Origin of the sequence: Paenibacillus sp. Marseille-P2973 (assembly GCF_018101095.1) — a bacterium.
Taxonomy (GTDB): domain Bacteria; phylum Bacillota; class Bacilli; order Paenibacillales; family Paenibacillaceae; genus Fontibacillus; species Fontibacillus vini.
Window position 1 is genome coordinate 366,203 of record NZ_JAGQEH010000001.1, and the last position, 25,836, is coordinate 392,038.

Here is a 25,836-nt window from a genome sequence, read left to right on the forward strand (position 1 = left end):
CGATTACCTCTTTCTCGCTACGAAAGCGACCCAGTCTTCATCCCGAGCCGTCTGTGCAATTTCAAATCCTGCCGCCACCAAGGCTTCCTCGACGGCTTGTTCCTTGTTCTTATATATTCCGGAGGCGATATAATAACCGCCAGGCTGCAAGGCTTCATACACGTCTTCAATAAACAACAAAATAATCTCCGCCAAAATATTGGCGACGACGACGCGCACCGGAAGCTGCACATTTACCTGGGCATCGCCTTCTTTTTTAAGGACGGACAGCAGGTCGCTCTCCACCACCAGAATTTGCTCTTCCAACCGGTTCAGCCGCGTGTTCTCCATCGCACTGGACACCGCGACCGGATCCAGATCCAGCGCCAGTACCCGGGAAGCGCCAAGCTGGCATGCGCCGATCGCCAAAATGCCCGATCCGGTGCCGACGTCGATGACTTCATCTCCCTCGCGGATAACGCCTTCCAGAGTTCGAAGGCAGAGCGAGGTGGTCGGATGCGTCCCCGTACCGAAGGCCATTCCGGGATCAAGTTCAATAATGCGCTCCTCTGGAGACTCAGGCTCATACTGCTCCCAGGTCGGCTTAATGGTCAAGCGGTTGGAAACGCGGATTGGTTTGAAATACTGCTTCCAGTTGTTCGCCCAATCGTCCTCGCTGACATCTCTTACCGTGATCACCGGATTTCCGGGATCGATATCGTATTCCCGAAGCTCTTCGGTCCGTTCCTTCACCTGGGAGACTACTTCCTCCATATCGATTCCTTCGGGGAAATAGCCGCTGATCTTCGCCTCGCCTTCGGGAATATCGTTAGGCGGAATTTCAAACCATTGCCCCAGGGATGTGTCGCGCGGCTTGTCGTTATCGACGTGCTCTTCGATCGTCACGCCCCCCGCTCCCGCTTCATGCAGGAAATTGGAGATCATCTCCACCGCTTCCTCGGTTGTATGTATAGTCAGTTCTTTCCATATCATCGTAAGTTTTCCTCCTTGAATTCGTGCATAAAATCTATTGTACTATAGAATGAAAAGAGTGACAAAAGATGCCCCAATAAACAAAATCAAAAGCGGCCGGGCCAGTGATTGTCTGGCCTGGTCGCTTTATCTTTTCATCGCTTCGCTTCATTAAAGTCGAAATCAATCGATCATCATCATCCGGAACATTTCATGCAGACCCAGTGTGGCTGCGCCTACGGCCGCTCCGTTCGTCTTCCAGTGGGCGGCCTGCACCGGAGTGGGCTCGGGAACCCCGTGCTCCAGCTCCTGAATGCGAGCCGCCAGTTTGGCGAACAATGCATCTTCCTCTGCAATCCATCCGCTTAGAATAACGGCTTCCGGGTTCATCAAATTCAACATCCTGTTGCAGTCCGCAGCAATATCATTCACTAGACGTTCCAGTTCATCAGAGGCCGGGCTTGTCCCCGACATGCCGAGCCGGGTAAATTCCTGCAAGGTTTGCTCCGGTGTGGCCGTTTCCGCAAAATGTTCAGGGAACTGCAGCTTCAGGCTCTCCGCATAGCGGATCATGCTGAATTGCCCGAGCTCCGGTGTTCTACCCGCCCGGCCGCTGCTTCCCCGGTAAATGTGGTTGTCGATGACCAGCCCCGCTCCAACGCCGTAGTCGATCAGGATATATAAAATGGTACGCAATCCCTGCGCCGTTCCGTTATACCGTTCGGCAAAACCGGCAGCGTCGATGTCGTTCACCAGTTGTACCGGCGCTCCGAGCGCTTCTTCCATGATCGCCCCGAGCTCCAGGCGGTCCAACCCGATCGGGATCGCACCGATTACCGTTTGCTTACTCTCATCGATTCTGCCGGGCACGGAAATACCGATGCGCCGCACCTGCTCCAGTCCGATGTCGTGATGCTCCAAAAACGACATCACCGTCCCCGCAAGCTCATCACGGATCTGCTCAGCGCCTATCAGACGCGGAATTTTCTGCACGGCCTTTAGTTCGCCTTTCATGTCGAGCAAGACGCAGCGCGGATTGGACAGATCGATGCCTACCACATACCCGCTGTCCGCCTTGATCTCCAGCATTGTCATTTTGCGTCCGACCCCGCTGCCGCTGGTCCCAGTTTCGTGAACAAGCCCTTCTCTGATGACTTCGTCAACCAGGATCGATACGGTCGAAGGACTGAGCTTGGTTTCCCTGGACAGTTCGACCCTGGACACCGGTCCCCGCTCATGGATCAGGTGCAGCAGCAGCGCTTTGTTGATTTCCCGGAGCATTTGTTGATTCCCGATTTTATTCATTACCTTATCTCCTGCCGCTGTTATTCATTTCCCCATTATATCATTTGCCTACGGTTCCGGCCTTGGATTCCAGGGCGGAATCCCCGAACGACTTTCGCGTCAGCCCCAACATGAACAAAAATCCGAAGGCCCCCATCAAGGTTACCAGGGAACTGATCCTGTAAAGCGTGACGGGACCCAAATATTCGAACATCCAGCCGCCGGCCAGGCCGGCAATGACGCCTGATATTCCGCCCCAGGTCAGCCCGTACACAGCTTGCCCGGTGGACCGGAATGAATCGGGCACGAGCAGCGAAGTCAGCTGTGTCCCGATATAGTAGTAAGCTCCGAAAGTAACGCAGTGCATCAGTTGAATCCAAACGATTCCGCCCGCCGTTTCCACCGAGCTCATTAACAGCCATCTCAGCGAGTAAAGACCGCTGACTACGACCATCCAGGCGATCATCTTGTGCGGTGAAGGCTTTAGAAAACGATCCAGCAGCAGAAAGACGGGAGCCTCCAAAATAGCCGTCGCAAATATCGACCAGCCTACGATCGACGCCGATCCGCCCAAATCCGAAATATAGATGGCTACAAACGTGTTATTGACCGAATTGGGCACGGAAACCAAGATGCCGATCAGGACCAGAAGCATAAAGGGCCGGTTCACGAACACCTGGCGGTAGCCGCTGTTGGAAAACACGTCTTTCCGCTTCCCTTCCCCTCCGGTCGGCAGTAAAAAGGCAAACACCAATGCCAACAGCATCATGGCGTCAAATACGATCCAGAGCCGGTTGATTCCTATCCACCCGATGACAGGACCAAAAGCCGCGGCGCTAAGCGCCCAGCCCAATGAACCCCACAGGCGGAAGGCTCCGAATTTCAGCCCTGTACCTTGGATCGAATTCAGAATCAGGCTGTTGCTTTGCGTATACAGAGGGCTTTGGAAAAGAAAAAACGCAAGCAAGGTTCCATATATGACCGGCTCATTGTGCGTCAAAAAAACGAACTGCATTACGATCAGCGCCGCCGTCAGCGTAATAATCAGAATCAGCCGGTTGTTGCGGAGCCGGTCCGCCCAATAGGCCCAAAACGGGTTGGCGATCAGAGACACGACCGGGCCACCCGCCAGGATGGCCCCGATCGCGATATTAGAAACTCCGAGATTCCTCAGGTATAAAGCGAAGAACGTTCCGAAAATGGCCAAGGCACCGTACAAAACAAAATTGAATACTTTTAGCATCAGGTACGCGTTGCGGTGAATCCCGCCGGTACTTTCCGACATCCGGATTGCCCCCTCTCCACGTAAAAACTCCTCTTTTTATACCGCTGCCTAACCGTTTTACAAAGAAATGGAGCAAGAGACCGAGCGTTGTTTCACTTCGTCCGCCGAAACTTCGCGCCCCAGCTCATGGGAAAGGAACAACCCCTCGCTGATCAGCATGGTATTTAACGCAATCTGCGCTGTCGGCAGGAGCGGAACCTGGCCCGACAAAGCTGCGATCCAATGGTGCTGTGACGAAGCGTACGCATCCGGATAAGGACTAAGCCGCTGATGCCGAAGCGCGGCCAATTCCAGATTCACTGTACAGTCCATGTCCAGATCCGCGATCGTAGTATGATAAGAGAAACGGTTCGGCTCCTTCTCGGAGACCGCGCCGGAAAACCTGATCCCGCCCTCCGATCCGACGAGCGAGCTGCCCTCCAGCCCGCCAAGATGAAGGGACCAGGACTCGATAATATCCAAGGTAATCCCTCCGTCCATTTTGACGAACCCTGCACCCATCTCCTCAACGTTAAACCCGCTGGCCGCCCTGCGTTCCTCATTCATGGCCATCTCCTGATACACTTGCCCGGAGATCCGCTGTACTTGCGGGTTTCCTAACAGGTACAGCATCCGGGAGATATGATAGACCCCCATATCGTACATGGCTCCCCCGCCTGCCGTTTCCTTCCGTGTAAAAGATGCGGTGCCGTAGCCGTCCACGAAAGGACGATTGCGCCGCCGGAAGCCGGTTGAGCGGGCGTGATACAGCTTACCAAGCTTTCCTTCGTCTATGAGACGCTTTGCCGCCCATGTCTCCGTGTCGTACAATTTTCCGAGTTGAATATGCAGCATTCGTCCGAATCGTTCCGCATCCTCGACCATACGGAGTCCGTCCGTGTAAGAGCCGGCGATCGGCTTCTCGCAATAGACATGTTTACCGGCTTCCAATGCCGCGGAGGTCACCGGCTGATGCAGATTATTATGCAGGCACACGTCCACGGCTACCAGATCCTCCTGGGCCAGAAGCTCGCGAAAATCGCTATATACGTTCCGAATTCCGTATTTCTCCGCTACTTGTCTCGCCTCCTCGGCATTAACGTCGCATACGGCTGCCACTTCTACTCCCGGAATGTTCTTGTATTGATCCAAATGCATTTTTCCGATCTGTCCCGCACCTATAAGTCCTATTTTTACATTCTGCATTCTGTTCCTCCTGTTTGTCTCTGCCGCGAATCAGTTATCCGCTTCCGCCAGTCGTTTTTTTACTTGCGCTATGACATGCTCGATTTCAATATATGGATTTGACTGTGCGTTATACTCGATTGAATAGTGGCCCTCATAACCGTAACGTCGGAGCATCCGGACGATGTCGGGCGCCTCCTCCGATCCCGCGGTGTTGGCGTCAAAATGGGTATGAATGACCCAAGGGGCCACGATTTCGTTGCCGTCTTCCCTGTCCTGGTCCCATCGGTTTAAATGAACCAAAATTCCGAAATTCGGTTCATCCACCGCTTGAGCGATCCGAGCTAACTGCTTCGGTATAAGGGAGGGACCCATGTGGTTTTCAGGCCCGATCTTTATACCATAGTCGCTGCAAATCCGGCAATATTCCCGGTACTTGGTGACAATCCAATGAAACGCCTCCTCCGAGAATTCTTGTTCACCGTAGCCTCCGGTATCGATCCGGACAGTTTCGGCTCCCAAAATAACCGCCGCCTTTAAATGATTCAATGCGCTCTGGTAAAGCGCCTCACGCATCTCAGGGTCCGGGTCCCATAAATGAGCTGTATCCACGGCAAGATTAATCAGTCTCAATTCTTTCTCATCCAGCGCTTCGCGGACCTTACGCAAGTAGCTCTCATCCGCCAGGGTAAGAATCGGTGTCGTACGCTCTGCAATCTGGGCGTTCCACAAATCAACCGCATCCAGCCTGTAACGGTATTTAACCGTTTCCAGATAACCGAATACATCCATTTTCCCTTCCAAAAACAATTGATTGAATGAATACCCGCCCAACGAGATTTTCATGGGTTATGCCTCCTAGGTAATTAATTATTTCGATGAAAAAATTAATTAACTTCAACATATTATGTTTCCTAGGGACTGTCAAGATCCACTTTAAACTTGATCATAACAAAAACCGCCGGAGCCTTCTCCGACGGCTTGCTTGTCTAATGAGTCTGTTTCCGTGATGAATTTGTAGAGATAGATTAGAGAGTTGCGAAATTATCGCCCGGGCCAGGAGCTGTGCTGGCCCTGCTGCCGTGCATCCGCCCGTTCACTGCGTTCAATGGCTTCCCAATCCTCTTGATCCGCCAGTTCATCCGAGAATTCGACGTCCTCGTTATGTCCGATCGAGAGCCGGGATGATTTTGCCGTTTGTCTTTTCGTCACGCGATCCAAATTCTTTTCGCTCATAAATAAACTCTCTCCTTCCATGGTTTCAGATTTCAATTGTCATTCAATGATATTTCCGGCTACATCAGTCCGCCGGCTTCTTCCACGATTCGCAGCGCTTGGTGGTGGATCCCCTCGTCCACAACAGCTGTAAGTAATATGTCATGACCCGTTGGCCCGCCTTGACCGCCATGGCTCATACCGCTGGCTGCCGGGTCCGCTGCGGCCAATATCCCTGCCGAGGTGTTGGTTATCATTGCATCCTGGGTAATTGCCGCCAGACTGCTCACCTTCCCCGTGATCGGGTTCATCGGATCATAGCCTTCGCCTGCATATCGGCTGAAACGGTCGACAGATACCTCAACGGCCCGCAGCGCATTCAGCTTTCTGGCTACGCCTTCCGCTTCTTCCGGGCTTTTGAAATAAGCCAAAATATTTTTTTCACCCATTCTGATCCCCTGCCTTTCCTAGCTGAAACGTCAAGTGAACCCCTTTGGTGCGGTTCTTTCGTTTAGAATGCTATCTTTTATCCCGGTTTATTCTGTGTGTCTTTAAAATTTGAAACGCTTTGGCAGCTAGTCCGTATTACAGTTATGGCATTAGATCATACTAAAATTCATAGGAGGGTTACCACATCAAATGCTAAAGAAATTAACGATGATCGTGATGGCGTTTACGCTGATTTTCGCCTTCACTTCACCAGCCTTGGTCGATGCAAAACGCGGCGGCGGATTTAAATCCGGCCCACGTTCTTACACGCCGGCCCCCAAAAAGTCGACGACCAGCGATTATCAGAAATCCGGCGATACTTCCAGTACTAAAAAGTCCGGCGCCACGACTGGAAATAATTCTGGCCGCGGATTCTTCAGCGGAGGAGGCTTCATGAAGGGCTTAATGATCGGCGGTTTGGCCGGCATGCTCTTCGGCGGACTATTCGGAGGAATGGGCTTCCTCGGCAACTTGCTCGGTCTCGCAGTAAACCTGCTAGCCATATATGCAGTCATCGCCGTTGTCGTTTGGCTGTTCCGCCGATTTAAGAAGCGACCGCAACCTGATGATTACAACCGCGGAGGACGATATTAAGCTATGGTTCTCAGCATGGACGAAATCATAAACGCAATCTGCATTCATACCGCCGAGCGTACAGGACTTCGTCCTACCGACGTTCAAGTGGAGCTCAGCTGGGATGAAGACACCGGCTATACCGGAGAGCTTTGGGCGGGCGGCAGAAGCCGATATATCGTCGAATCCAATATTCTGGAAGCGATTATGCAATATGTATATAAGGAATACGGTATCCGCGCATTTCGCGATGATATCACACTGGATCTGGATGAAGAAATCACCGCATTTGTCCGGCAGTAATGTTCCTTAAAAGGCCCTAAACAAAAAAGCAGCAGTTCGAAGGTTTCCCTTCGACTGCTGCTTTTATATTACGGTCAATCTCCACGGAACGCCCGTTTCATCCGATCGAAGAACGATTGTTCATGCTCGTGCGTATGCTCGCCATCGAGCGCCGCGAACTGCCGCATCAAATCTTTTTGTTCCTCGCTCAGCTTGCTAGGAGTTACAACCACGACCTTGATATGCTGATCGCCTTGTCCGATGCCGCGAAGCTTCGGTACCCCTTTGCCTTTGAGACGGAAATAAGTTCCGGTTTGCGTTCCTGCCGGAATCTTCAGTTTGACTTTCTCCGTCAAGGTCGGAATCTCGATCTCATCGCCAAGCGCCGCCTGCGCAAATGTCAGAGGCACCTCGCAATAAATATCATCACCTTCACGCTCGAAGAAGTCATGCGATTTCACGCGGATAACAATATACAGATCGCCTGCAGGTCCCCCGCGCAATCCGCCTTCGCCTTCGCCGGACATCCGGAGCTGAGCCCCATCGTCTACGCCGGCAGGAATGCGGACATGAATTTTCCGCTGCTTCTTCACTTTGCCGCTGCCGGAGCAGGTAGGACATTTTTCCTTGATGATTTGGCCTTTGCCGCCGCAGTTGTTGCACGCGCGACGGTTGACCATCCGGCCGAACGGCGTGTTCTGCACGACCTCCTGTTGTCCGGAGCCGTGGCAGACGGAGCAGGTTTCCGGCTTAGTTCCGGGTTTTGCTCCCGAACCGAAGCAGGTATCGCAATTTTCAGTCCGCGGGATCGTAATGTCAGTCTCTTTACCGAACACCGCTTCTTTAAATTCGATGGTCATCGTGTACTGCAGATCATTTCCCCGCTGCGGGGCATTCGGATCCCGACGACCGCCACCGCCTCCGAAAAACATATCGAAAATATCGCCGAAACCGCTGAAATCGCCGCCGTTAAAGCCGCCGCCCATCCCTTGGTTCGGATCGACATGTCCATATTGATCATAGCGTGCGCGTTTGCCCGAATCACTCAGGACATCATACGCTTCCTTAACTTCCTTAAACTTGGTCTCCGCATCATCCGCCTTGTTTACATCCGGGTGATATTGACGCGCAAGCTTGCGATAAGCCTTTTTGATCTCTTCATCCGAAGCGCTCTTGCCAAGGCCCAGCACTTCGTAATAGTCCCGTTTTTCAGCCATCCTTCCACCCCCGTTATGACTTGCTTGGCGTGCCGGAACAAAGTCTCCTTAATCCGGCAAAAGGAAAGTCAAAGCACGGAAACAGCCCGCACTTTGACCTTCCCAGTTCACCTAAGTCTATTCACCGGTCAAGTAACCTGTGATTTAGCCCAGTTCTTTAGTCCTGCTTCTTGTCCTCATCCACAACTTCGTATTCGGCGTCGACTACATTGTCTTTACCGCCTGCAGCCGATGCTCCTTGAGCGCCTTCAGCCTGTTGTTGATCCTGTGCCGCTTGCTCGTACAGCTTAACGGACAACTGTTGTACGATCTCGGTCAACTTTTCGGATGCCGAGTTGATACTATCCAGGTTATCGCTTTCCAGCGCTTTTTTCAATTCTTCTTTCGCTGCGTTCGCTTTTTCTGTTTCAGCCGCATCGACTTTATCGCCAAGTTCCTTCAGCGTCTTGTCAACGCTGTAGATCAGTTGGTCGCCGTTGTTTTTGGCTTCAACCAGTTCTTTGCGCTTCTTGTCTTCTTCGGCATGAAGCTCGGCGTCTTTCATCATCCGTTCCACTTCATCATCGCTCAAGCCGCTGGAGGAAGTGATCGTGATCTTCTGACTCTTGCCAGTGCCTTTGTCGGTAGCCGACACGTTGACAATCCCGTTGGCATCGATATCGAAGCTAACTTCGATTTGTGGCACGCCGCGTGGAGCCAAAGGAATGTCGCCCAGCATAAAGCGTCCGAGGGTCTTGTTGCCTGCAGCCATTTCGCGTTCCCCTTGAAGTACGTGGATTTCAACGCTTGGTTGATTATCCGCATAGGTCGAGAAGACTTGCGATTTGCTTGTAGGGATCGTTGTGTTGCGCTCGATCATTTTCGTAAACACGCCGCCAGCGGTTTCAATCCCCAGCGACAACGGAGTTACGTCAAGCAATACGACATCTTTGACGTCGCCGGTCAGAACGCCCGCTTGTACGGCTGCGCCCAAGGCAACAACTTCGTCAGGGTTCACGCCTTTATGAGGCTCTTTACCGGTCAGTTTCTTGATGGCTTCCTGTACGGCAGGAATCCGGGTAGATCCGCCCACCAGCACGACTTTGTTAATGTCGGCAGGAGTCATGCCGGCATCGCTGAGCGCGCGGCGAGTAGGTCCCAAAGTCCGTTCAACCAGATCTGCGGACAATTCTTCGAATTTAGCGCGGGTCAGGTTCAATTCCAAGTGCTGAGGAACGCCGTCAGCAACGGTGATGAATGGAAGAGAAATGGTCGTCGTAAGAACGCCGGACAATTCCTTTTTCGCTTTTTCAGCAGCATCTTTCAAACGTTGTACAGCCGCTTTGTCTTTGCTCAGATCAATGCCTTGGTCTTTCTTGAATTCTGCTACCAGATAATCGATGATGACTTGGTCAAAGTCGTCGCCGCCGAGACGGTTGTCCCCGCTAGTGGCTTTAACCTCAAAGAAGCCGTCGCCGAGTTCCAGAATCGATACGTCGAAGGTACCGCCGCCAAGGTCATATACGAGAATCGTTTGATCTTCGGATTTCTCCATACCGTAAGCCAATGCCGCAGCAGTCGGCTCGTTGACGATGCGCAATACTTCAAGACCGGCGATTTTACCGGCATCTTTGGTAGCTTGGCGCTGGCTGTCGTTAAAGTAAGCAGGCACCGTAATTACCGCCTGTGTTACAGGCTGGCCAAGATAGGCTTCGGCGTCCGATTTCAATTTTTGCAAAATAATTGCGGAAATTTCTTGCGGCGTGAAGTCTTTGCCGTCAATGCTTTCCTTATGGTTCGTACCCATATGTCTTTTGATCGAAATGATCGTGCGGTCCGGATTCGTGATCGCCTGACGTTTTGCCGTTTCACCGACAACGCGCTCGCCGTCTTTCTTAAAGCCTACAACCGAAGGGGTTGTACGCGCGCCTTCCGGGTTCGGAATTACGACAGCTTCGCCGCCTTCCATAACCGCAACGCAAGAGTTTGTGGTTCCAAGGTCAATACCGATTACTTTACTCATAGGAAATTATCCTCCTTAATTGGTTGCTGTTTCATAATTTCTGTTCGGTTCAATTTAACCGCTGACTTTAACCATCGCCGGACGAAGCACTTTATCTTTCAGCAGGTAACCCTTCTGAACTTCTTCCACAACGATACCTTCCTCATATTCATCGCTTTCGACCTGCATGATCGCCTGATGAAACTCGGGATTAAACGGCGTGCCCACCGACTCCATCGGAGTCAAGCCTTCCGCTTTTAATACACCTTCAAACTGGCGGAAAATCATTTCCACCCCTTTGGCGTAAGAAGAAACATCTGCATTCTCCGACACCGTGCCCAAAGCGCGTTCAAAGTTATCAATGACCGGCAGCAATTCGACGATAAGTTTGGAGGAAGCATATTTACCAAGCTCTTCCTTCTCCTTCACCGTGCGGCGGCGGAAATTATCAAAATCGGCCTGCGTACGGAGCAAACGCTGTTTGTGGTCCTCCGCTTCAGCCCGCAACTGGTCCAGCTCGGCTTGCCCTGCAGATCCAGTCTCCTGAACCTCTTCTGCGGACACCTCGGGCTCTTCCACCCGGTTCGGGTCCTGATTCTCAGTACCGTTCACATTTAACTCTTCTTCCACACCCGTCTGGATGTTATCCTGAATCGGCTTTTGTTCCTTCAAGATGTCACCTCCTTAGCTATAAATGTTGCCATGTTGTCTGGTACGCTTAGTTTGCTCATTTTCATTATTAATGCAGCCGGGATAAAAACTTGGTCAAGTCTTTAGATAATATATCCAAAATCCCGATCACCCGGGCATATTCCATACGGGTCGGTCCCAAAATCCCGATCGTCCCTACGGCTTCGCCTTCGATGGCGTAAGTCGCCGTAATCAGGCTGCAGTTAGCGAAAGCCTGGTGGTCGTTCTCAGTCCCGATCCTTACTTGAATGCCGGTGCCCGTCGACGCTGAAATCATCATTTTCATTAAGGTCGGCGTTTCTTCGAATAGGTCGAGTATGCTCTTCACTTTATCGATATCCCTGAACTCGGGCTGATTCAGCATATTTGTCGTTCCGCTGAGAAACAGACGCTGTCCGTCCTGACCGCCATCCAGCGCTTCATCCAGCACGTTCATCAGTTCCTCGAAATGTTCGACATGCCGCTGCATCTCTTGCCCGATTTCGTTGTATAGAGCCGTCTTCAGCTTATAAATAGGTACCCCTGTAAGCTTCCGGTTAAGCAAATTCACAACCTTTTCCATATCGGACACGGAAACTCCGGACGGGATCGAAACCGTTTTGTTTTCGACCTGGCCCGTGCTTGTCACAATAATGGCAACCGCTGTGTTCTCACCGAGCGGAAGCAGCTGAAAATGCCGCAGAGACGTATGAAAAACTTCCGGCCCAAGCAGGATGGAAGTGTAATTCGTCATATGGGACAGTATCGTTCCGGCATGCTGCACAACCTGTTCGATGGCATTCAATTTTTCCGCGAAGAAAGTCTTCATCATCTTGAACTCGTTTGGCTCAAGCAGATTTAGTGGAGCCAAGTGATCCACATAGTACCGGTATCCCTTATGGGAAGGAATGCGTCCGGCCGAAGTATGCGGCTGCTCCAGAAATCCGAGTTCCTCCAGATCGGCCATCTCGTTGCGGATGGTAGCCGGGCTATACCCGACGTCCCCCCGTTTGGAGATGCTTCGGGATCCCACGGGTTCCGCCGATCGAATATAGTCATCTACAATAGCCGTCAGAATCATTCTTTGGCGTTCCGTCAACATGGAAATCCCTCCTGTTTACTGAATGTTTGAAGCTCGTTAGCACTCTAGTCTGTTGAGTGCTAATCACTAATACAAAAATACCAAACCAACCTGACGATTGTCAAGTCAGTTCAGTATCTTAAGTACGGCTATTTCATCGCAAGCATGCTGCTTGGCGCAGTTTACGCAATCCGTCCAAACCTTTTCGGGAAAAATTTCTTTTTCCACTACGGTAAATCCGTTCTTCAAGAAGAAAGAAACTTCATAGGTCAAAGCCATTACCTTGAAAAGCGAGCGTTTCTTAGCTTCATGCACAAGCTGCTCAACGAGCATGGATCCGAGTCCCCGGCCCTTATAACCTTCCGCAATGCCAAGCGACCGGATTTCCACCAGTTCTTCACCCAGCTTGCATAACGAACCGCAGCCTACGACGATGCCGTCAATTTCAGCGACGACAAAATCGTGGATCTGCCGTTCCAGCACGGCGCGGGAGCGCGGCAGCATAATCCCTTGACGGCTGTAATTCTCAATCATTATATAAAGCGGCTCGACATCTTCAATTGTCGCTTGTCTGCACACGGCTACGGCCTGCATAGTCTCTCCCCCTCGAACCCATCCTAAAAACTGATATGAATAAATATACATGATGGCGTATAAAAGTTCAAGAGAGAAAATGCGTAATTATCTGCACAAGCTCACAATTCCAATGCAGAGCCGATCACCCGATTACGTCGTCAATGCGCCGATAAACTCGGCAAACACCTCATTGCCGAACAGAACTCCTTTTTCGCTGAGACGATAACCGCCATGATCTTCATGCATCTCCAACAAACCCGCCGAGGTCATCTTATGCAGCTGATTATGGAACGTTTCCTCCAGCGTAACCCCGAATTGGGCGGTAAAATCGGCCATGCGGATTCCATCCAGCATGCGAAGGCCGACCATCACGAAATCTTCCATGGCCTCTTCCTTAGATACGGGGAATTGGTCCAGTCTCGGGAGCTTTTGCTTGGCAGCTTCGACATACGGATTGACGCCCTTGATATTCATATGGCGCTGCCGTTTGACATAACCGTGGGCTCCGGCGCCCAGCCCATAATAATCCTCATTTCGCCAATAAGTAATGTTATGTCGGCTCTCATAGCCCGGCTTGGCAAAATTGCTGATCTCATACTGCTTGTATCCGGCGGCCTTCATGCGCTCCATAAGCAGAAGGTACATTTTCAGTTCATCTTCCTCACCCGGAAGCGGGAGCTGATTTTTTTGGAAAAGCGTATGGAACAGCGTGTTTTCCTCCACCTTCAGGCTGTAGATCGAATAATGCGGCAGCCCCAATTCCAGCGCCCGGCCCACGCTGTACTCCAGCATTTCGACCGTCTGGTTCGGCAGACCGAACATCAGGTCGATCGACAAATTATGGAGTCCCGCCTCGCGGGCATTCTCCAGGCTGCGGTAAACATCGTCCGTATTATGAATCCGGCCGATTCCCGAGAGCAGCTCATTTTGGAACGCCTGAACGCCGAAGCTGACCCGGTTGACGCCGCCGGCCTTCATGACCGCCAGTTTTTCGGCATCCGTCGTTCCCGGATTGGCTTCCATCGTAAACTCGATGTCCTCCGCCCAGTCCGGAAAGTTTTTGCGGACCGATTTCAGGAAGAACTCCATCTCCTGCGGGTTAAGCACCGTCGGTGTACCTCCGCCGACAAAAATCGTCTTGATTTCACCGGGAGGGGTTGCCTGTACGGTCAACTCCATCTCTCGATCCAACGCCCGCAAATAATCCATCACGGGCTGATCCTTCAGCACGTACGAATTGAAGTCACAATAAAAGCACTTGTTCGTGCAAAAAGGAATGTGTATATAAACCGCCTTGGGAGCGGCATTGTTTTCTTTCCCAAGCTCAGGCATTCCCTGGCCCTGCTGATCTGTGATCTCATTCATGGTAATGCCTCCTAAATATTGCTTCGCTACATTTAATGCAGCTCTTGGTATAGCCTTCTTCCATAGCGTTTAGCTGTGGATCTTCATCTATAGTGGTTAAGTGGCTGACTTCTTCTTCCCGCACCTGGGCCCATTGGATATTTCCAATGAAAATAGAGATCCATTGGCCAATTTGCCCTTTGGAATGGATATTTCCAATGGAGATCCCTAATTTCACGCCCAAAAGGGGAATTTCATAAATTTCATTGGAATTTTCCAATGAAACCCGCCAATGGGCTAAATCAAGATGTTTTTCATTGGATATTTCCAATTCAATCAACAAACCGGGCTGAATACGTGATTCGGCTCTTACAAGGAAAGGAAAGCCCGCAGGCTTTCCTTGGATCGTCGATCACGCCGACGCGCATTTTTATTTGTCGTCTATTTTCAGTACCGCCATAAAAGCTTCCTGCGGCACTTCGACATTGCCGACTTGCTTCATGCGCTTCTTACCTTCCTTTTGCTTCTCCAACAGCTTCCGTTTCCGCGAAATGTCACCGCCGTAGCATTTGGCAAGGACGTTCTTGCGCATCGCTTTGACCGTTTCGCGAGCGATGACCTTCGTACCGATGGATGCCTGGATCGGCACCTCAAACATTTGCCGCGGAATGAGCTCACGCAGCTTCTCGCAAATGATCCGGCCGCGATGGTATGCACGTTCCCGGTGTACGATAAAGGACAAAGCGTCAACCTGTTCGCTGTTGAGCAAAATATCCATCTTCACCAGATTGGACTGGCGGTAGCCGGACAGCTCGTAATCGAATGAGGCGTATCCCTTCGTACTCGACTTCAACTGATCGAAGAAATCATATACGATTTCAGCAAGCGGGATCTGATAAGTGATCGTTACCCGCGTCGTATCGAGGTATTCCATATTCACGAATTCGCCGCGTTTCCCCTGGCAAAGCTCCATTACGGTCCCTACGAAATCGTTAGGAACGATAATGGCTGCCTTCACATAAGGTTCTTCCACGTATTCGATCTTCCCGACCTCCGGATAGTTCGAAGGGTTATCGATCGAAATCGTCTCTCCGTTCGTCAGGGTGACCCGATAAATTACGCTCGGTGCGGTTGTAATGAGTGGAATATTGAATTCGCGCTCAATGCGCTCCTGAATGACGTCCATGTGCAGCAGGCCGAGGAATCCGCAGCGGAAACCAAAGCCAAGTGCGCTAGACGTTTCCGGCTCGAAGCTGAGCGAGGCGTCATTGAGTTGCAGTTTCTCCAACGCTTCGCGAAGGTCGTTATAATCCGAGGTTTCGATCGGATAGAGACCGCAGTAAACCATCGGGTTGATCTTCCGGTAACCCGGCAGCGGCTCTGCGGTCGGATTCTTCGCGTCCGTAACCGTGTCCCCGACCCGGGTATCGCCTACATGCTTGATGCCGGCAACGATGAACCCTACGTCTCCGACTTTCAGCTCGTCCACAATCGTCATGCTCGGTTTGAAAGCACCGACCTCGATGACCTCAAAGGTTTTTTCCGTCGCCATCATTTTTATTTTCGAACCGGACTTGATGTTTCCGTCAACGACGCGCACATAAACGATAACGCCCTTATAAGGGTCGTAATGCGAATCGAAAATCAGCGCTTTGAGCGGCTGGTCCGGGTCTCCCGTAGGAGCGGGAACCTTCTGGACGACCTGCTCCAGAATTTCCTTGATGCCGATACCCGCCTTCGCCGAAGCAAGCACGGCTTCGCTGGCATCCAGCCCGATCACGTCCTCGACCTCCTGCTTCACCCGCTCCGGATCCGCACTCGGAAGATCGATTTTGTTGATGACTGGCAATATTTCAAGATTGTTATCCAGTGCCAGATATACGTTGGCCAGGGTTTGAGCTTCGATGCCCTGCGCCGCGTCCACCACAAGCAAAGCCCCTTCGCAAGCGGCCAGGCTTCGGGATACCTCATAAGTGAAGTCGACGTGTCCCGGTGTATCGATCAAATTAAGCAGGTACTCTTCCCCATCGTCTGCGCGATAGGTTAAGCGTACGGCCTGCAGCTTGATCGTGATGCCCCGTTCGCGTTCCAGATCCATCTTGTCCAGAACCTGCTCCTGCATTTCCCGCGAGGTCAGCGCCCCGGTATATTCAAGTATCCGGTCCGCCAGCGTCGATTTACCATGGTCTATATGAGCGATAATACTGAAATTCCGTATCTTCTCTTGTCTTGCTCTAATGTCAGTCATCCTTACCCCCACCACAAATCCTTGAAGTACAATCAATTTATTATATCAGTTGCAAAGGGTTGCATCAATCGGTGAGACCGCTAAGTGCACATTTCATCCCAATTATGACTCAGGCGGGTTCGTAATCGAATCCCGGTAGATGATGGAAGCCGACATATAAATCGTCTCCTTCGGAAATTCCGGGTGGTTCATATGATTGAACAGAACCTGCACTGCCCGTTTGCCCATCAATTCTTTTTCAACATTTACTGTAGTAAGCCGAGGCTCGGACAAAAAAGCATCCTCAATATTATCGAACCCCGTAATGGATACTTGGTCGGGAACGCCAATATTCATACTTCTTAAGGCGCTTACCGCGCAGGTCGCGATGGCGTCATTGGCGCAGACTAATGCGGTCGGGAATTCCTCTTGTCCCTTCATATCCTCCAGAATGGATCTTACCTGCTCCGTATGCTCAACCCTTGTCTCGCCTTGAAGACCTGTGAGCGGATGCTGCTTCGGCACTTCCAGCCCGGCTTCCTCCATCGCATCCTTATACCCCTTCCAGCGGCTTAGGAAACTCAATGAATAATCCGTATTCCCCACAAAGTAAATGAAGCGATGCCCTAAAGAGATTAGATGATGCGTGAGTTGTGAGGTACACTCCCTGTTGTCGGCAAACAGTTCGCTGGCCTTAACCAGCGGTTCCTCATGATCAATCAGCACGATGGGCACCTGAAGCCTTCCGACCTCTTGAAGCACTTGGGGACTGACCTGACCGACCCCGATAAAGCCTTGTATATTGTCCTGATGGACCAGGGATAAAAAACTGTCCGCGGTCTGATCCGTAATCACGACAGCCCTGGCGTTGCTTTCCTCCAGCTCCTGGGTGATCCCGTCCACGATCCGTCCCCAATATACCGAATCCAGAAGCTGATAACGCACATTAGGGAGCAGCACCACAACCGTTGTTTTCCCCGTTTCATCCCCATCCGGCGAACCTCCGTCAACCCCTGATGTGCGTGCCTGAAACCGGTAACCCAGCTTTGCGGCCATCTGCAGCACGCGTTCCCTGGTCGCCGTATTGACGCCTCCTTTGCCGGAAAGCGATTTTGAAACGACATATTTGGATACTCCTGCCGCATCCGCCACATGCTGCATGGTTACTTTTTGGCTCATAACATTCTCTCCAGACATCTTAATGCTATTTGTGGAAACATTGCTTGATTCACAACATTATAGCATTGAAGCGCTGTATAGTTCTATCTCCGGTTCAAAACTAATACAAGAGGAGCGAATCCTCCGATCTAACGGGGAATCCGCTCCTTTTGATGAAACTGTAAGTTATTAGTTCTTGAAGCCTTTTATCTCGTCAATATACAAGGTCCCGTTACCTTCGGAGATGCCGCCTGGCGTCACGATTTGAACCCCGATGACTTTCCCTGCTTTCAGGTCCTCTTTGTTAAACGGTTCTTTAGCGATGTACCCATATTCAGAAAACACGAATCTTAATGTAGTAAAGCCTTTTCCGTCTACGGTTAATTCACCCGAATCCATCCAAATCCAGTCATTTCCCATTTTGATAAAAAGCTTCGCCTTCACGTTCGGTATTTCGGAATCAATCTTAACCTTCGCCTCGATTCCGTCAAAAGAGCTCAGGTCCATGGCGCCCGTTTTGCTCACCGCCATAAAGTCGTTTTCTTTTCCTAAAGTGAAGTCAGCCTTTAATACATTCCAGTCCTGTCCATCCTCGGAATATACGCTCTTAGTTACGGTTACATTACCTGCTTCCTTCGCCCAGCCTTCCGCATCCTTGTCAAAACCGAAAACGAGTTGAGGCTGCGCCTTAGTTAAGACAACGTCTTTCAAATAGAGGTTAGCCGTTCCGCCGTCGTTTCCGATCTCCTCAACTTTGATGCCGATCATTTTAATATCCTTCAGATCAACTCCAGCTGCTGCCGCTGCTTCCGGCAAGGAAATCGTCAAGGCGGTGTAGCCGTTCGCATCGACGTTTGCCGGTGCTCCGCTATCGGTCCAAGTCCAGCCTGCTCCGCTCTTCATGAACAGACGGGCTTTCGCCGTACCCTTACTTAATTTCACGCGGGCGGTAATGCTGTCCAGTCCATTCAGATTCAAACCGGACGGCGATTTGGAAATCTCGAATTCTTCATTAGAAACTCCTGAGTTATTTTTACCCGTGTTCACTAAAGGAAACTCGATAGCGAGCGCCGCTTCGTTTGTATCAAACTTTGGAGCCAGCGCTTTGGCCGTATTGCCGTCAAGGTTCCATCCTTCGATATCCGAAGCGGATTCAAATTTGTACAATACGCCCGGCGGCATCCCCGGCTCTTCTTGCCCGACCCCAGGGATCTCAGGAAGATTGTCGTCCTTGACCGCACGGATATCATCAAAGTAAAGGATTCCGCTATGCTTGCTTTGATCCATCGAGTTTACATAAATGTTGAAGCCGGTCACTTTTTTCAGGCTTTCCTTGGAAATTGGCCCTCCCGAGCTCCAGGAAGCCACCTCAAAGTCGTTGAACGAAATATTAAGTTCCTTCTCGCCCGCGGCTTCCAACTCCGGATACGCTTCGTATGCGGAGCCATTCATATGCAGCTGGATGACCAGTTTGAGCGGCTTGCCATCTTTGGCATAAGCGCCTGTCTCGCCCGCGGCTACCCAAAGATGCAATGCATTGGTATCGGACCAATTCACGGTACCCAGATTTTTACCGATCCCCGTATATCCGGCAGAATCAATGTTGTATTGGAGCTTCATCCCGTATTCGCCGGACAATTTGTGATCCTGGTCTATACTCACGCCGATATCGTCTCCGCCCGCTTTCGGGTATTTCGCCGATACGGCTTCGCTCGATCCGCCGTAACCTTCGAAATCATCCACAAGGGAAGTATCGAGGATCGGAGCCGTATATGCGCTGAACAGACCCAGGTTATCCATATAGATAGATTCGCTGCCGCTTTGCTGCAACGCGCTTCCTATCAATGAAACCGCCAGGCCGGATGCTTTACTAGCAGCCTCGGCATTGTTTAATTCAATGACAGCATCATATTTGTAGTACGCTTTACCAGCAATCGTTACTTGTTCCAGTTCGTTCAATGTCTTTTTCGTGGCATTCATTCCGTATTTATGGTCCCAATCTTCGGGATACATCGCGACCGCCTGGATTGCCGCTCCCGTACCCGTTCCCGCAAGGGATACCGGAATGAGCGCGGACAGCTTTAAGCGCTTGACTTTAGCCAAATCAACATCCGACAAGGCCTTGTCAGTCAACTGCAGTTTCAACTCCTGCCAGGTGTCTTTAGCCTCCAGCCCCGATACCTGGAATTCCAGCTTGCCATCTCCATCGACTACACTATGACCGAGACCCAGTGTTATTGTTTCAGGCCAGGTTCCGTTGTTATTAACTGCATCAAGGGTGTCAGCCGTATCAAAAGTGAATTGCTTGATGGCCAACTCGCGAACTTTTACGAACACGGAAACGGTTTGCTCGAGGATGGCTCCGCCGGTTGGATAAGCCCGAACCGTAATCTCAGCCGTGCCGCCGTTCAGCGCCGCTTCGGGAAGCCAAGCTGAAGAATAATATCCGTCGGCGTCTAGCTTCATCTCGATTTCCGTTCCATCGTTCCCTATACTATAGGTTACTTTGGAAGGTACCGTATTCAACACCTTGGCACGAATGACCGCAGGAGCTTCGCTTACCGTTCCTACATGCGTAGGAGTCACGATGTGCATGAAAGGTTTTTCACTCGCGGCGATGACGGTACGGTTATAAATATTCGCGCCCTTAACGTCTCTGGAGAAAGACGTGTAAGGATCGTTATAAAATTTGATAAAATCAGGCAACAGCTCATGGCTGCCTTTTCCCGGAACGTCCTTATACGGCACGAACAAATTGTTGCCTTCGCCAAAATTGGCCCAAGTCAGCATATAGGATATTCTTTTGGCATCAGGATCGCTCTTAATAGCATCCGTGATTTTAGTAAACCAGCTCAGCTCGTTGTTTCCGGTCGTTTTCATCCCAGCGGCGCTGTAGCCGTATTCCGACAAAGTCGCAACCTTGCCGCGGCTGTCCGCCAGCTTCGAAATCATGGCCAGATCCTTCACAAGCCCGTTCAAAAACCCTTCGCTGCCTGCATTTTCCTTGTTGTCATACTGGTCCATGCCGAGAATATCGACAAACTCGTCTCCCGGATAGGTAGTCAAGTATTCATTCGGATTTCCGTTAAACGGTCCGTTCGGTGAATATACATACAGGAAGTTGCTTACATTCTTCACATCCCGTAAATACTCCACTGTGTAGCGGTACAATTCCACGTACTCGCTCCTCGTCGTCGTGGCCGCTCCCCACCAGAACCAGCCGCCGTTTTGCTCATGGAACGGACGAAACAATACGGGAATCGGTTTGCCGTTATCGTCCTTCAACTGGTTGGCGAAAGCGGCGATCCGATCCAGATATTCGCGGAATTTGCCGTTTGCGTCGCCGCCCGGCAAAATTCGAGCTACAACGGATTGTGTAGCATCCGCGGTATTACTCGTATCATTGAAGGTGCCCCCCGTGACCGGATTGTACGGATGCGTGCTCAGCGTCACGATTCCGCCGAGCTCATATGCTTCCTTCATCGCTTCAGAAAGCGCGATGCGGCTCGCTTCGTAATCTCCGGATACGCCCGGAGGATTCTCAAGCCCATCCAGGCTAAGCGTGTCCCAACCGAATACTACCGGATAGTCTCCAACTGAATTGTTTACGTCCGATATGGTCCGGCCTTGATCGTCTTTCCCGGCAAAAGAAACCGTGGTATCGTGCTGATGCCCGAATAAAACATTCTTACCGCGCGTTTCATTCAGGTACTCAAACAGCGATTTCGTCTCAGCCGTCGCCTGATCATCTACCAGATTCACGCCTTTTACTCCAGGCGTCCCCGGATCGGTCCCCGAACCGCCGCCGCTCCCTGAACCGGAACTCGAGCCGCCGTTAGCGGCACCGCCAGGATTAGGCGTAGTACCTGATTGCGTGATTACCTGTAATTTCCCGCCTTGAAGAGCGTATTTCTTGTTCTTTTCAGCGGTCTGACCGTTAATCTCGACTTGATCAGCCAATACCGTGATTTCACCGATGCTGCCTTGTCCATCCAGCGTAGTACCGGCCGCTCCGCTGCCGATCGTGATACTGGAGACTGCGGTACCGTTCCCCAATTCCAAAATAGCCGCAGTGTTAAAGTCAGCATGTCCCAATCGAGTCGTTCCCGACAGGACGATCCTTACCTTGCCGCCGATACGATTAGCGATCAGGTTCGTTATTTCCGAGTCGGCAATATGTATCGATTGGTCTCCGCCTCCCGATACAAACGCCGTCCCCTGTACTTTTACCTGATGCAGTTCGGCATCCCCGTTACCAATTCCAGGAGTCAGGTACAGATTTCCGGAGATGCTGCTGTCCTTCAAAATTACACCGGTCCGGTTAATCATGACATGACCGGCAGCTTCTCCGCCCGTAACGGTTCCCGCGCTATGATAAAACTTGCTCACCAGATGATCCAGCACGGTAACGAGCTCTGCCCGGGTCATAGGCTGGTTCGGGCGGAACGTGCCGTCCGGATAACCGGAGATAGCCCCGCTTAACGCCGAAACTGCTTTACGGGCATATTCGCTGATATCTTGTTCATCTTGGTAGTTCGTCGGTTTAACAGCGCTTTCATTTGTTAGTGAGAACGCTTTCGAAATCAAGGTTACTGCATCCTGCCGGCTTACATTAGCAGTCGCTTTGGCCAAGTTGCCGGGAAATCCTTCATAATACCCCGCGCCACTCGCAATCGCCATAGAGTCGCTGTACCAAGCCTCCGCAGGAACATCCGCAAACGGCTTATCTGATTTCGCTGAGAAACCAAACATCCGGTTAATGATCGTGGCCAATTCGGCCCGGGTTACCTTTTCATTCGGATGAAACAACCCGTCCGGATAACCTTTGACTACCCCATAGCCCGTCCATTGATCGATGCTGGACTGCGCCCAATGCGCTCCACTCTGAACGGCAATGGTCTGAGCCTTCTCCACCGTCGTACCGGCGGCTTGAATGGAACCCATCGGCACCGCTAACTGCAGCGTCAAAACTGCTGCCAGGAGGGCGGCTGTTCCCCCTCTTCTAATTTTCTTCAAAAACCTCACCCCTTCAGTTCATAATGAGTGCAATAAAAAAATGAGCACTAACCTCCCTTCAGGTACTAATATTTTTGTCTACGTCATAAATATTAGCATCAAGAAGCAAATAAAACAATAAAGTTAGCGCTAATTGAATAATATAATTATTATCTTTTGATAATATTTAGATAACAAACAACACAAAAGCCAATTTGAATTAAAACTTAAAAACCGACAATTTTTCTTTAAGCTTCGCCGAGGCCTGCTCCAGCTTTCCGGATAAAAGGACCAGCATTTCGCTGACATCCTGCTGCTCTCCGCTCAAAGAAGCCACTTCCTCGGAAGTCGCGGAGGATTGCTGCGCTACGGCGCTTACGTTGCTCATCGATTCGGACAACACGGACTGGGAATCATACAACCGGCCGATCGAGTCCGTCACCGTGTCCAAGCGTTCGATAAACGCCCTCATCTCCTCTCGGACGGCAAAGAATATCTCGTTCGTCTCTTGAACCGCATCCCTCTGCCTGCCGAATAACGGCGTCACTTCGGACAGAGCGGCAACCGTCTCATTCATTTCATGCATGATGCCGTCCGCAATCGTGGCGACCATTTCGATCGATTGCCTGGATTGCTCGGCCAATCCGCGGATTTCATCGGCCACGACCATAAATCCTTTGCCCGCCGCTCCTGCTCTCGCCGCTTCGATCGTCGCGTTCAGCGACAAAATATTCGTCTGTTTCGTAATGTTTTGCATGACATCCAATACCTGAAGCACCGAGGAGGTCGTCTCTTTCAGACCGTTTACCCTCTCCACCAAGGCTCCGGTCTTTTGTCCGGTCAAACCGGTCTGGATTTCCAGCTCCTCCAGTTGCCCGATTCCCCGTTCACTGGATTCTCCGACACTGACCGCCGAGTCCCCCATCTCCCGGTTTACTTCAATGAATTGCCGCATCTGCCCGGACATTTGCTCCGTCAGCTCGTTGCCGCGCTCCGCTTCCTGGGCCAGATTCGTTGCTCCGATGGCAATCTGTTCGGTAGCCGCTGCGATTTCTTTGGCCGAGACCGCCGTTTTGCGCGAAGCTTCGCCAAGCTCCCTGGCCGTGTCCAGTACTTCCAGCGCCGTCTGGCCGGTCTGATCGACTAGCCCCGTAATCTGTTCCATCATTTCATTAAACGAAAGGGACAATTCTCCGATTTCATCCTTGCTTCGGGAGCTCATCCGCACCGTTAAGTTACCTTTGGCGGCTTCACGCATTAACATCTTCATATTAATGAGCGGACCAGCGATCGTTCTGGCCATCCAAAAGCCAACGGCGACTGCGATCAATGCTACGATCAATGCGGATAAATAAGTGGTCATTAGGATTTTCTTGGCATCCTTAATCAGTTCATCGACAGGGATGACGCTGATCAACCGCCACTTCGCAGAACCTAGCGTACTGAATACGGTTAAGCTTTTGTTCCCGTCCTCATCCTTCCCATGCAGGCTCCCGCGTTCCTGCTCCGGATCCACGTTACCCATAACGGCATCATGCCCCGCTTGCCCGGCCTCGGCCGAGGAAGCAATCAAATCCCCGTCCGCTGAAATAAGCTGAACCACCGACTTGTCGCCAAGACTTATTTTTTTCAATTCTTCGGTTAATACGGAGCTTTTAATGTCGGCTACGATGACATAGCTTGTCCCGACCGAACCCGGCAATGCCTTCGCCAAACGGAACAACGCTGAAGGTCCTTGCCCCTGCCCGCCTTCCTTTTCCGCCATCCAGACCGTATTGTCCGTTGCCAGCGCCTGTTCGAACCACTCCGCCTGCTTGGCGCCCTCAAAGAAAGCATCATCCTTCATCCCGGACGTTACGCTTTGCATGACATCATTCTCAGGAATCAGATATACGCCCAATACTCCCGGGTTAGAAAACGCCCAGTTTCCGAGCGCCGAAGTTAGCTTCTGCTTGATGATGATTTGTTGTCTGGCTTCAGTACCGCTTAACGATCCTTGCCGTACCAGATCCTGTATTTCATTACTGAACATCGATTGCTGGAGCGAATCCTCGTATCGCTTCAGCACCAGCTCCAGCTTCTCCGCCGTCTGATTGACCGTTTGCTGGTTAGACAGCTCTGCGTTACGTTCAATCGTGTTTCTGGACATTTGATAAGAAACTATACCCAGGCTCAAAACGAAGACCAAAGTGGCTACGAAAAAAATAAAAAACAAACGTGCTCCTACCGACTTCGATGGATGAATTCCAATTTCGCGAAATCGGGTATAAGGACTTTTTGTATGATGCGGTTGATGGATCTTCATTCCAATTCCCCCTTTGAACCTGTTCCTCATGATAGGACCTGCTTTTTATTACATTTTCAATAATTCCTGCATAACTCGGTCGCCTAAATAAGGCAGGTACTCGTGACCATATTCATGGTATACGACGAGTTCCTTGTCCGATTGAATCTTGTTATAGGTTGCAAACTGCGTATAAGGCGGGCAAACCGTATCGGCCAAGCCTGTCACAAATACAACCCTGGCCCGGATCCGGTCCGCAAGGTTCTGAATATCGATATAGCCGAGCTTGTTGAAAACTTCATCCTGCCGCTGATGCAGCGGATCCATAAACCGGAAATAATAAGCGATTTCTTCGTAAGCGGATGACGTAATCTCCATTTCCCATGCTTTTTTATAATCCGTCAGGAAAGGGTATACCGGGATCGCCAGACTCACTCTCGGTTCCAAAGCAGCGCAAGCTACCGTAAGCGCTCCGCCTTGGGAACAGCCGTGTACCGCAATTTTCTCCTCATCGACCTGATCCATGGACATTAAAATCCGGACGGACTGCACCAAGTCGAGAAACACGTTACGGTAATACAATTTATCGGGATTTTCCTCGTCGATGCCGCGGATGATATGCCCCTTCAACGTCGTGCCTTTTGTAGTGGAATTGTCTTCGGACATCCCTCCCTGTCCCCGGCAATCCATCGCGATCACCGTAATGCCGTGGGCGGCGTAGGACGCTTTATCGGACCAGTCTCCGCTGCCCGTATGGTAACCGTGAAACAGAGCGAGCCCGGGTCCCTTTTCGGATTGGAGTTGTTTTGGCTTGGCAAATTTCGCATGCACTCTGGCACCGCCGACACCGGTAAAATACAGATGGTAGCACGCGGCAAGCGGCGTCTGGAAATCAGCCTCCACCAGTTCGTAATCGAGCGGTTGAGCGTCCAGCTCCTTCAACGCCCGATCCCAATAGGCATCAAAATCGTCCGGTTTCGGACTGATCCCGGTGTATTTCAGCAAATCTTCCACTTTATCGTTAGCCATGGTTGTCTCCTCCTAATAAGACAAAAACGGAT

At 51.2% G+C, this 25,836-nt stretch carries 21 protein-coding genes; 2 read left to right on the plus strand and 19 right to left on the minus strand.

Going from position 1 to position 25,836, the window contains the following annotated elements:
• Positions 1–3: 3 nt before the first annotated feature.
• The 7 genes from prmA to KB559_RS01770 form a co-directional block, all read right to left on the minus strand.
• Positions 4–972, minus strand: a complete 969-nt coding sequence (prmA, locus tag KB559_RS01740; protein WP_211019858.1) for a 50S ribosomal protein L11 methyltransferase — start codon at positions 970–972, stop codon at positions 4–6.
• A gap of 162 nt (positions 973–1,134) precedes the next feature.
• Entirely contained in the window at positions 1,135–2,256 is a 1,122-nt protein-coding gene (locus KB559_RS01745) for an ROK family transcriptional regulator (protein ID WP_211019859.1), read from the minus strand.
• Positions 2,257–2,296: 40 nt separating this feature from the next.
• Positions 2,297–3,520 carry an MFS transporter gene (locus KB559_RS01750; RefSeq protein WP_211019860.1) on the minus strand — a complete coding sequence of 408 codons (1,224 nt, stop codon included), beginning with the start codon at positions 3,518–3,520 and terminating at the stop codon, positions 2,297–2,299.
• Positions 3,521–3,577: 57 nt separating this feature from the next.
• Positions 3,578–4,705, minus strand: a complete 1,128-nt coding sequence (locus KB559_RS01755) for a Gfo/Idh/MocA family protein (protein WP_211019861.1) — start codon at positions 4,703–4,705, stop codon at positions 3,578–3,580.
• Between the two features lie 30 nt (positions 4,706–4,735).
• Positions 4,736–5,530, minus strand: a complete 795-nt coding sequence (locus KB559_RS01760) for a sugar phosphate isomerase/epimerase family protein (protein ID WP_211019862.1) — start codon at positions 5,528–5,530, stop codon at positions 4,736–4,738.
• Positions 5,531–5,728: 198 nt separating this feature from the next.
• A complete protein-coding gene (locus tag KB559_RS01765) occupies positions 5,729–5,920 on the minus strand; it encodes a YfhD family protein (RefSeq protein WP_211019863.1) in 192 nt (63 codons plus the stop codon).
• A gap of 59 nt (positions 5,921–5,979) precedes the next feature.
• On the minus strand, positions 5,980–6,348 hold the full coding sequence (locus KB559_RS01770) for a hypothetical protein (RefSeq protein ID WP_211019864.1): 369 nt from the start codon (positions 6,346–6,348) through the stop codon (positions 5,980–5,982).
• A 190-nt stretch (positions 6,349–6,538) separates the two neighbouring features.
• Between KB559_RS01770 and KB559_RS01775 the strand changes: the two genes are divergently transcribed.
• Positions 6,539–6,982 (plus strand): hypothetical protein, encoded by a 444-nt coding sequence (locus KB559_RS01775; protein ID WP_211019865.1) that lies wholly within the window; start codon positions 6,539–6,541, stop codon positions 6,980–6,982.
• A gap of 3 nt (positions 6,983–6,985) precedes the next feature.
• The gene (locus KB559_RS01780) at positions 6,986–7,264 is read left to right on the plus strand and encodes a YxcD family protein (protein ID WP_211019866.1); all 279 of its coding nucleotides are present in this window, start codon (positions 6,986–6,988) and stop codon (positions 7,262–7,264) included.
• A gap of 74 nt (positions 7,265–7,338) precedes the next feature.
• On the opposite strand, the gene dnaJ is transcribed toward KB559_RS01780, so the two are convergent.
• The 12 genes from dnaJ to KB559_RS01840 form a co-directional block, all read right to left on the minus strand.
• A complete protein-coding gene (dnaJ, locus tag KB559_RS01785; protein WP_211019867.1) occupies positions 7,339–8,460 on the minus strand; it encodes a molecular chaperone DnaJ in 1,122 nt (373 codons plus the stop codon).
• Positions 8,461–8,617: 157 nt separating this feature from the next.
• Entirely contained in the window at positions 8,618–10,462 is a 1,845-nt protein-coding gene (gene dnaK / locus KB559_RS01790) for a molecular chaperone DnaK (protein ID WP_211019868.1), read from the minus strand.
• Positions 10,463–10,516: 54 nt separating this feature from the next.
• Positions 10,517–11,113 (minus strand): nucleotide exchange factor GrpE, encoded by a 597-nt coding sequence (gene grpE / locus KB559_RS01795; protein WP_211019869.1) that lies wholly within the window; start codon positions 11,111–11,113, stop codon positions 10,517–10,519.
• A gap of 67 nt (positions 11,114–11,180) precedes the next feature.
• Positions 11,181–12,212, minus strand: coding sequence for a heat-inducible transcriptional repressor HrcA (gene hrcA / locus KB559_RS01800; protein ID WP_211019870.1), 1,032 nt, complete (start codon positions 12,210–12,212; stop codon positions 11,181–11,183).
• A 105-nt stretch (positions 12,213–12,317) separates the two neighbouring features.
• Positions 12,318–12,785 carry an N-acetyltransferase gene (locus KB559_RS01805; protein ID WP_211019871.1) on the minus strand — a complete coding sequence of 156 codons (468 nt, stop codon included), beginning with the start codon at positions 12,783–12,785 and terminating at the stop codon, positions 12,318–12,320.
• Between the two features lie 132 nt (positions 12,786–12,917).
• Positions 12,918–14,099: a radical SAM family heme chaperone HemW gene (hemW, locus tag KB559_RS01810; RefSeq protein WP_247681548.1), complete on the minus strand. Its 1,182-nt coding sequence runs from the start codon at positions 14,097–14,099 to the stop codon at positions 12,918–12,920.
• Between the two features lie 25 nt (positions 14,100–14,124).
• Positions 14,125–14,454 (minus strand): hypothetical protein, encoded by a 330-nt coding sequence (locus KB559_RS01815; RefSeq protein WP_211019873.1) that lies wholly within the window; start codon positions 14,452–14,454, stop codon positions 14,125–14,127.
• A gap of 87 nt (positions 14,455–14,541) precedes the next feature.
• Complete coding sequence (gene lepA, locus KB559_RS01820; protein ID WP_211019874.1) at positions 14,542–16,359, minus strand: translation elongation factor 4; 1,818 nt, start codon at positions 16,357–16,359, stop codon at positions 14,542–14,544.
• A gap of 102 nt (positions 16,360–16,461) precedes the next feature.
• Complete coding sequence (locus tag KB559_RS01825) at positions 16,462–17,517, minus strand: LacI family DNA-binding transcriptional regulator (RefSeq protein WP_211019875.1); 1,056 nt, start codon at positions 17,515–17,517, stop codon at positions 16,462–16,464.
• A 168-nt stretch (positions 17,518–17,685) separates the two neighbouring features.
• A complete protein-coding gene (locus KB559_RS01830) occupies positions 17,686–22,512 on the minus strand; it encodes a glycosyl hydrolase (protein WP_211019876.1) in 4,827 nt (1,608 codons plus the stop codon).
• 199 nt (positions 22,513–22,711) lie between these two features.
• Positions 22,712–24,796, minus strand: coding sequence for a methyl-accepting chemotaxis protein (locus KB559_RS01835; protein ID WP_211019877.1), 2,085 nt, complete (start codon positions 24,794–24,796; stop codon positions 22,712–22,714).
• Between the two features lie 48 nt (positions 24,797–24,844).
• A complete protein-coding gene (locus KB559_RS01840; RefSeq protein WP_211019878.1) occupies positions 24,845–25,804 on the minus strand; it encodes an acetylxylan esterase in 960 nt (319 codons plus the stop codon).
• Positions 25,805–25,836: the final 32 nt, after the last annotated feature.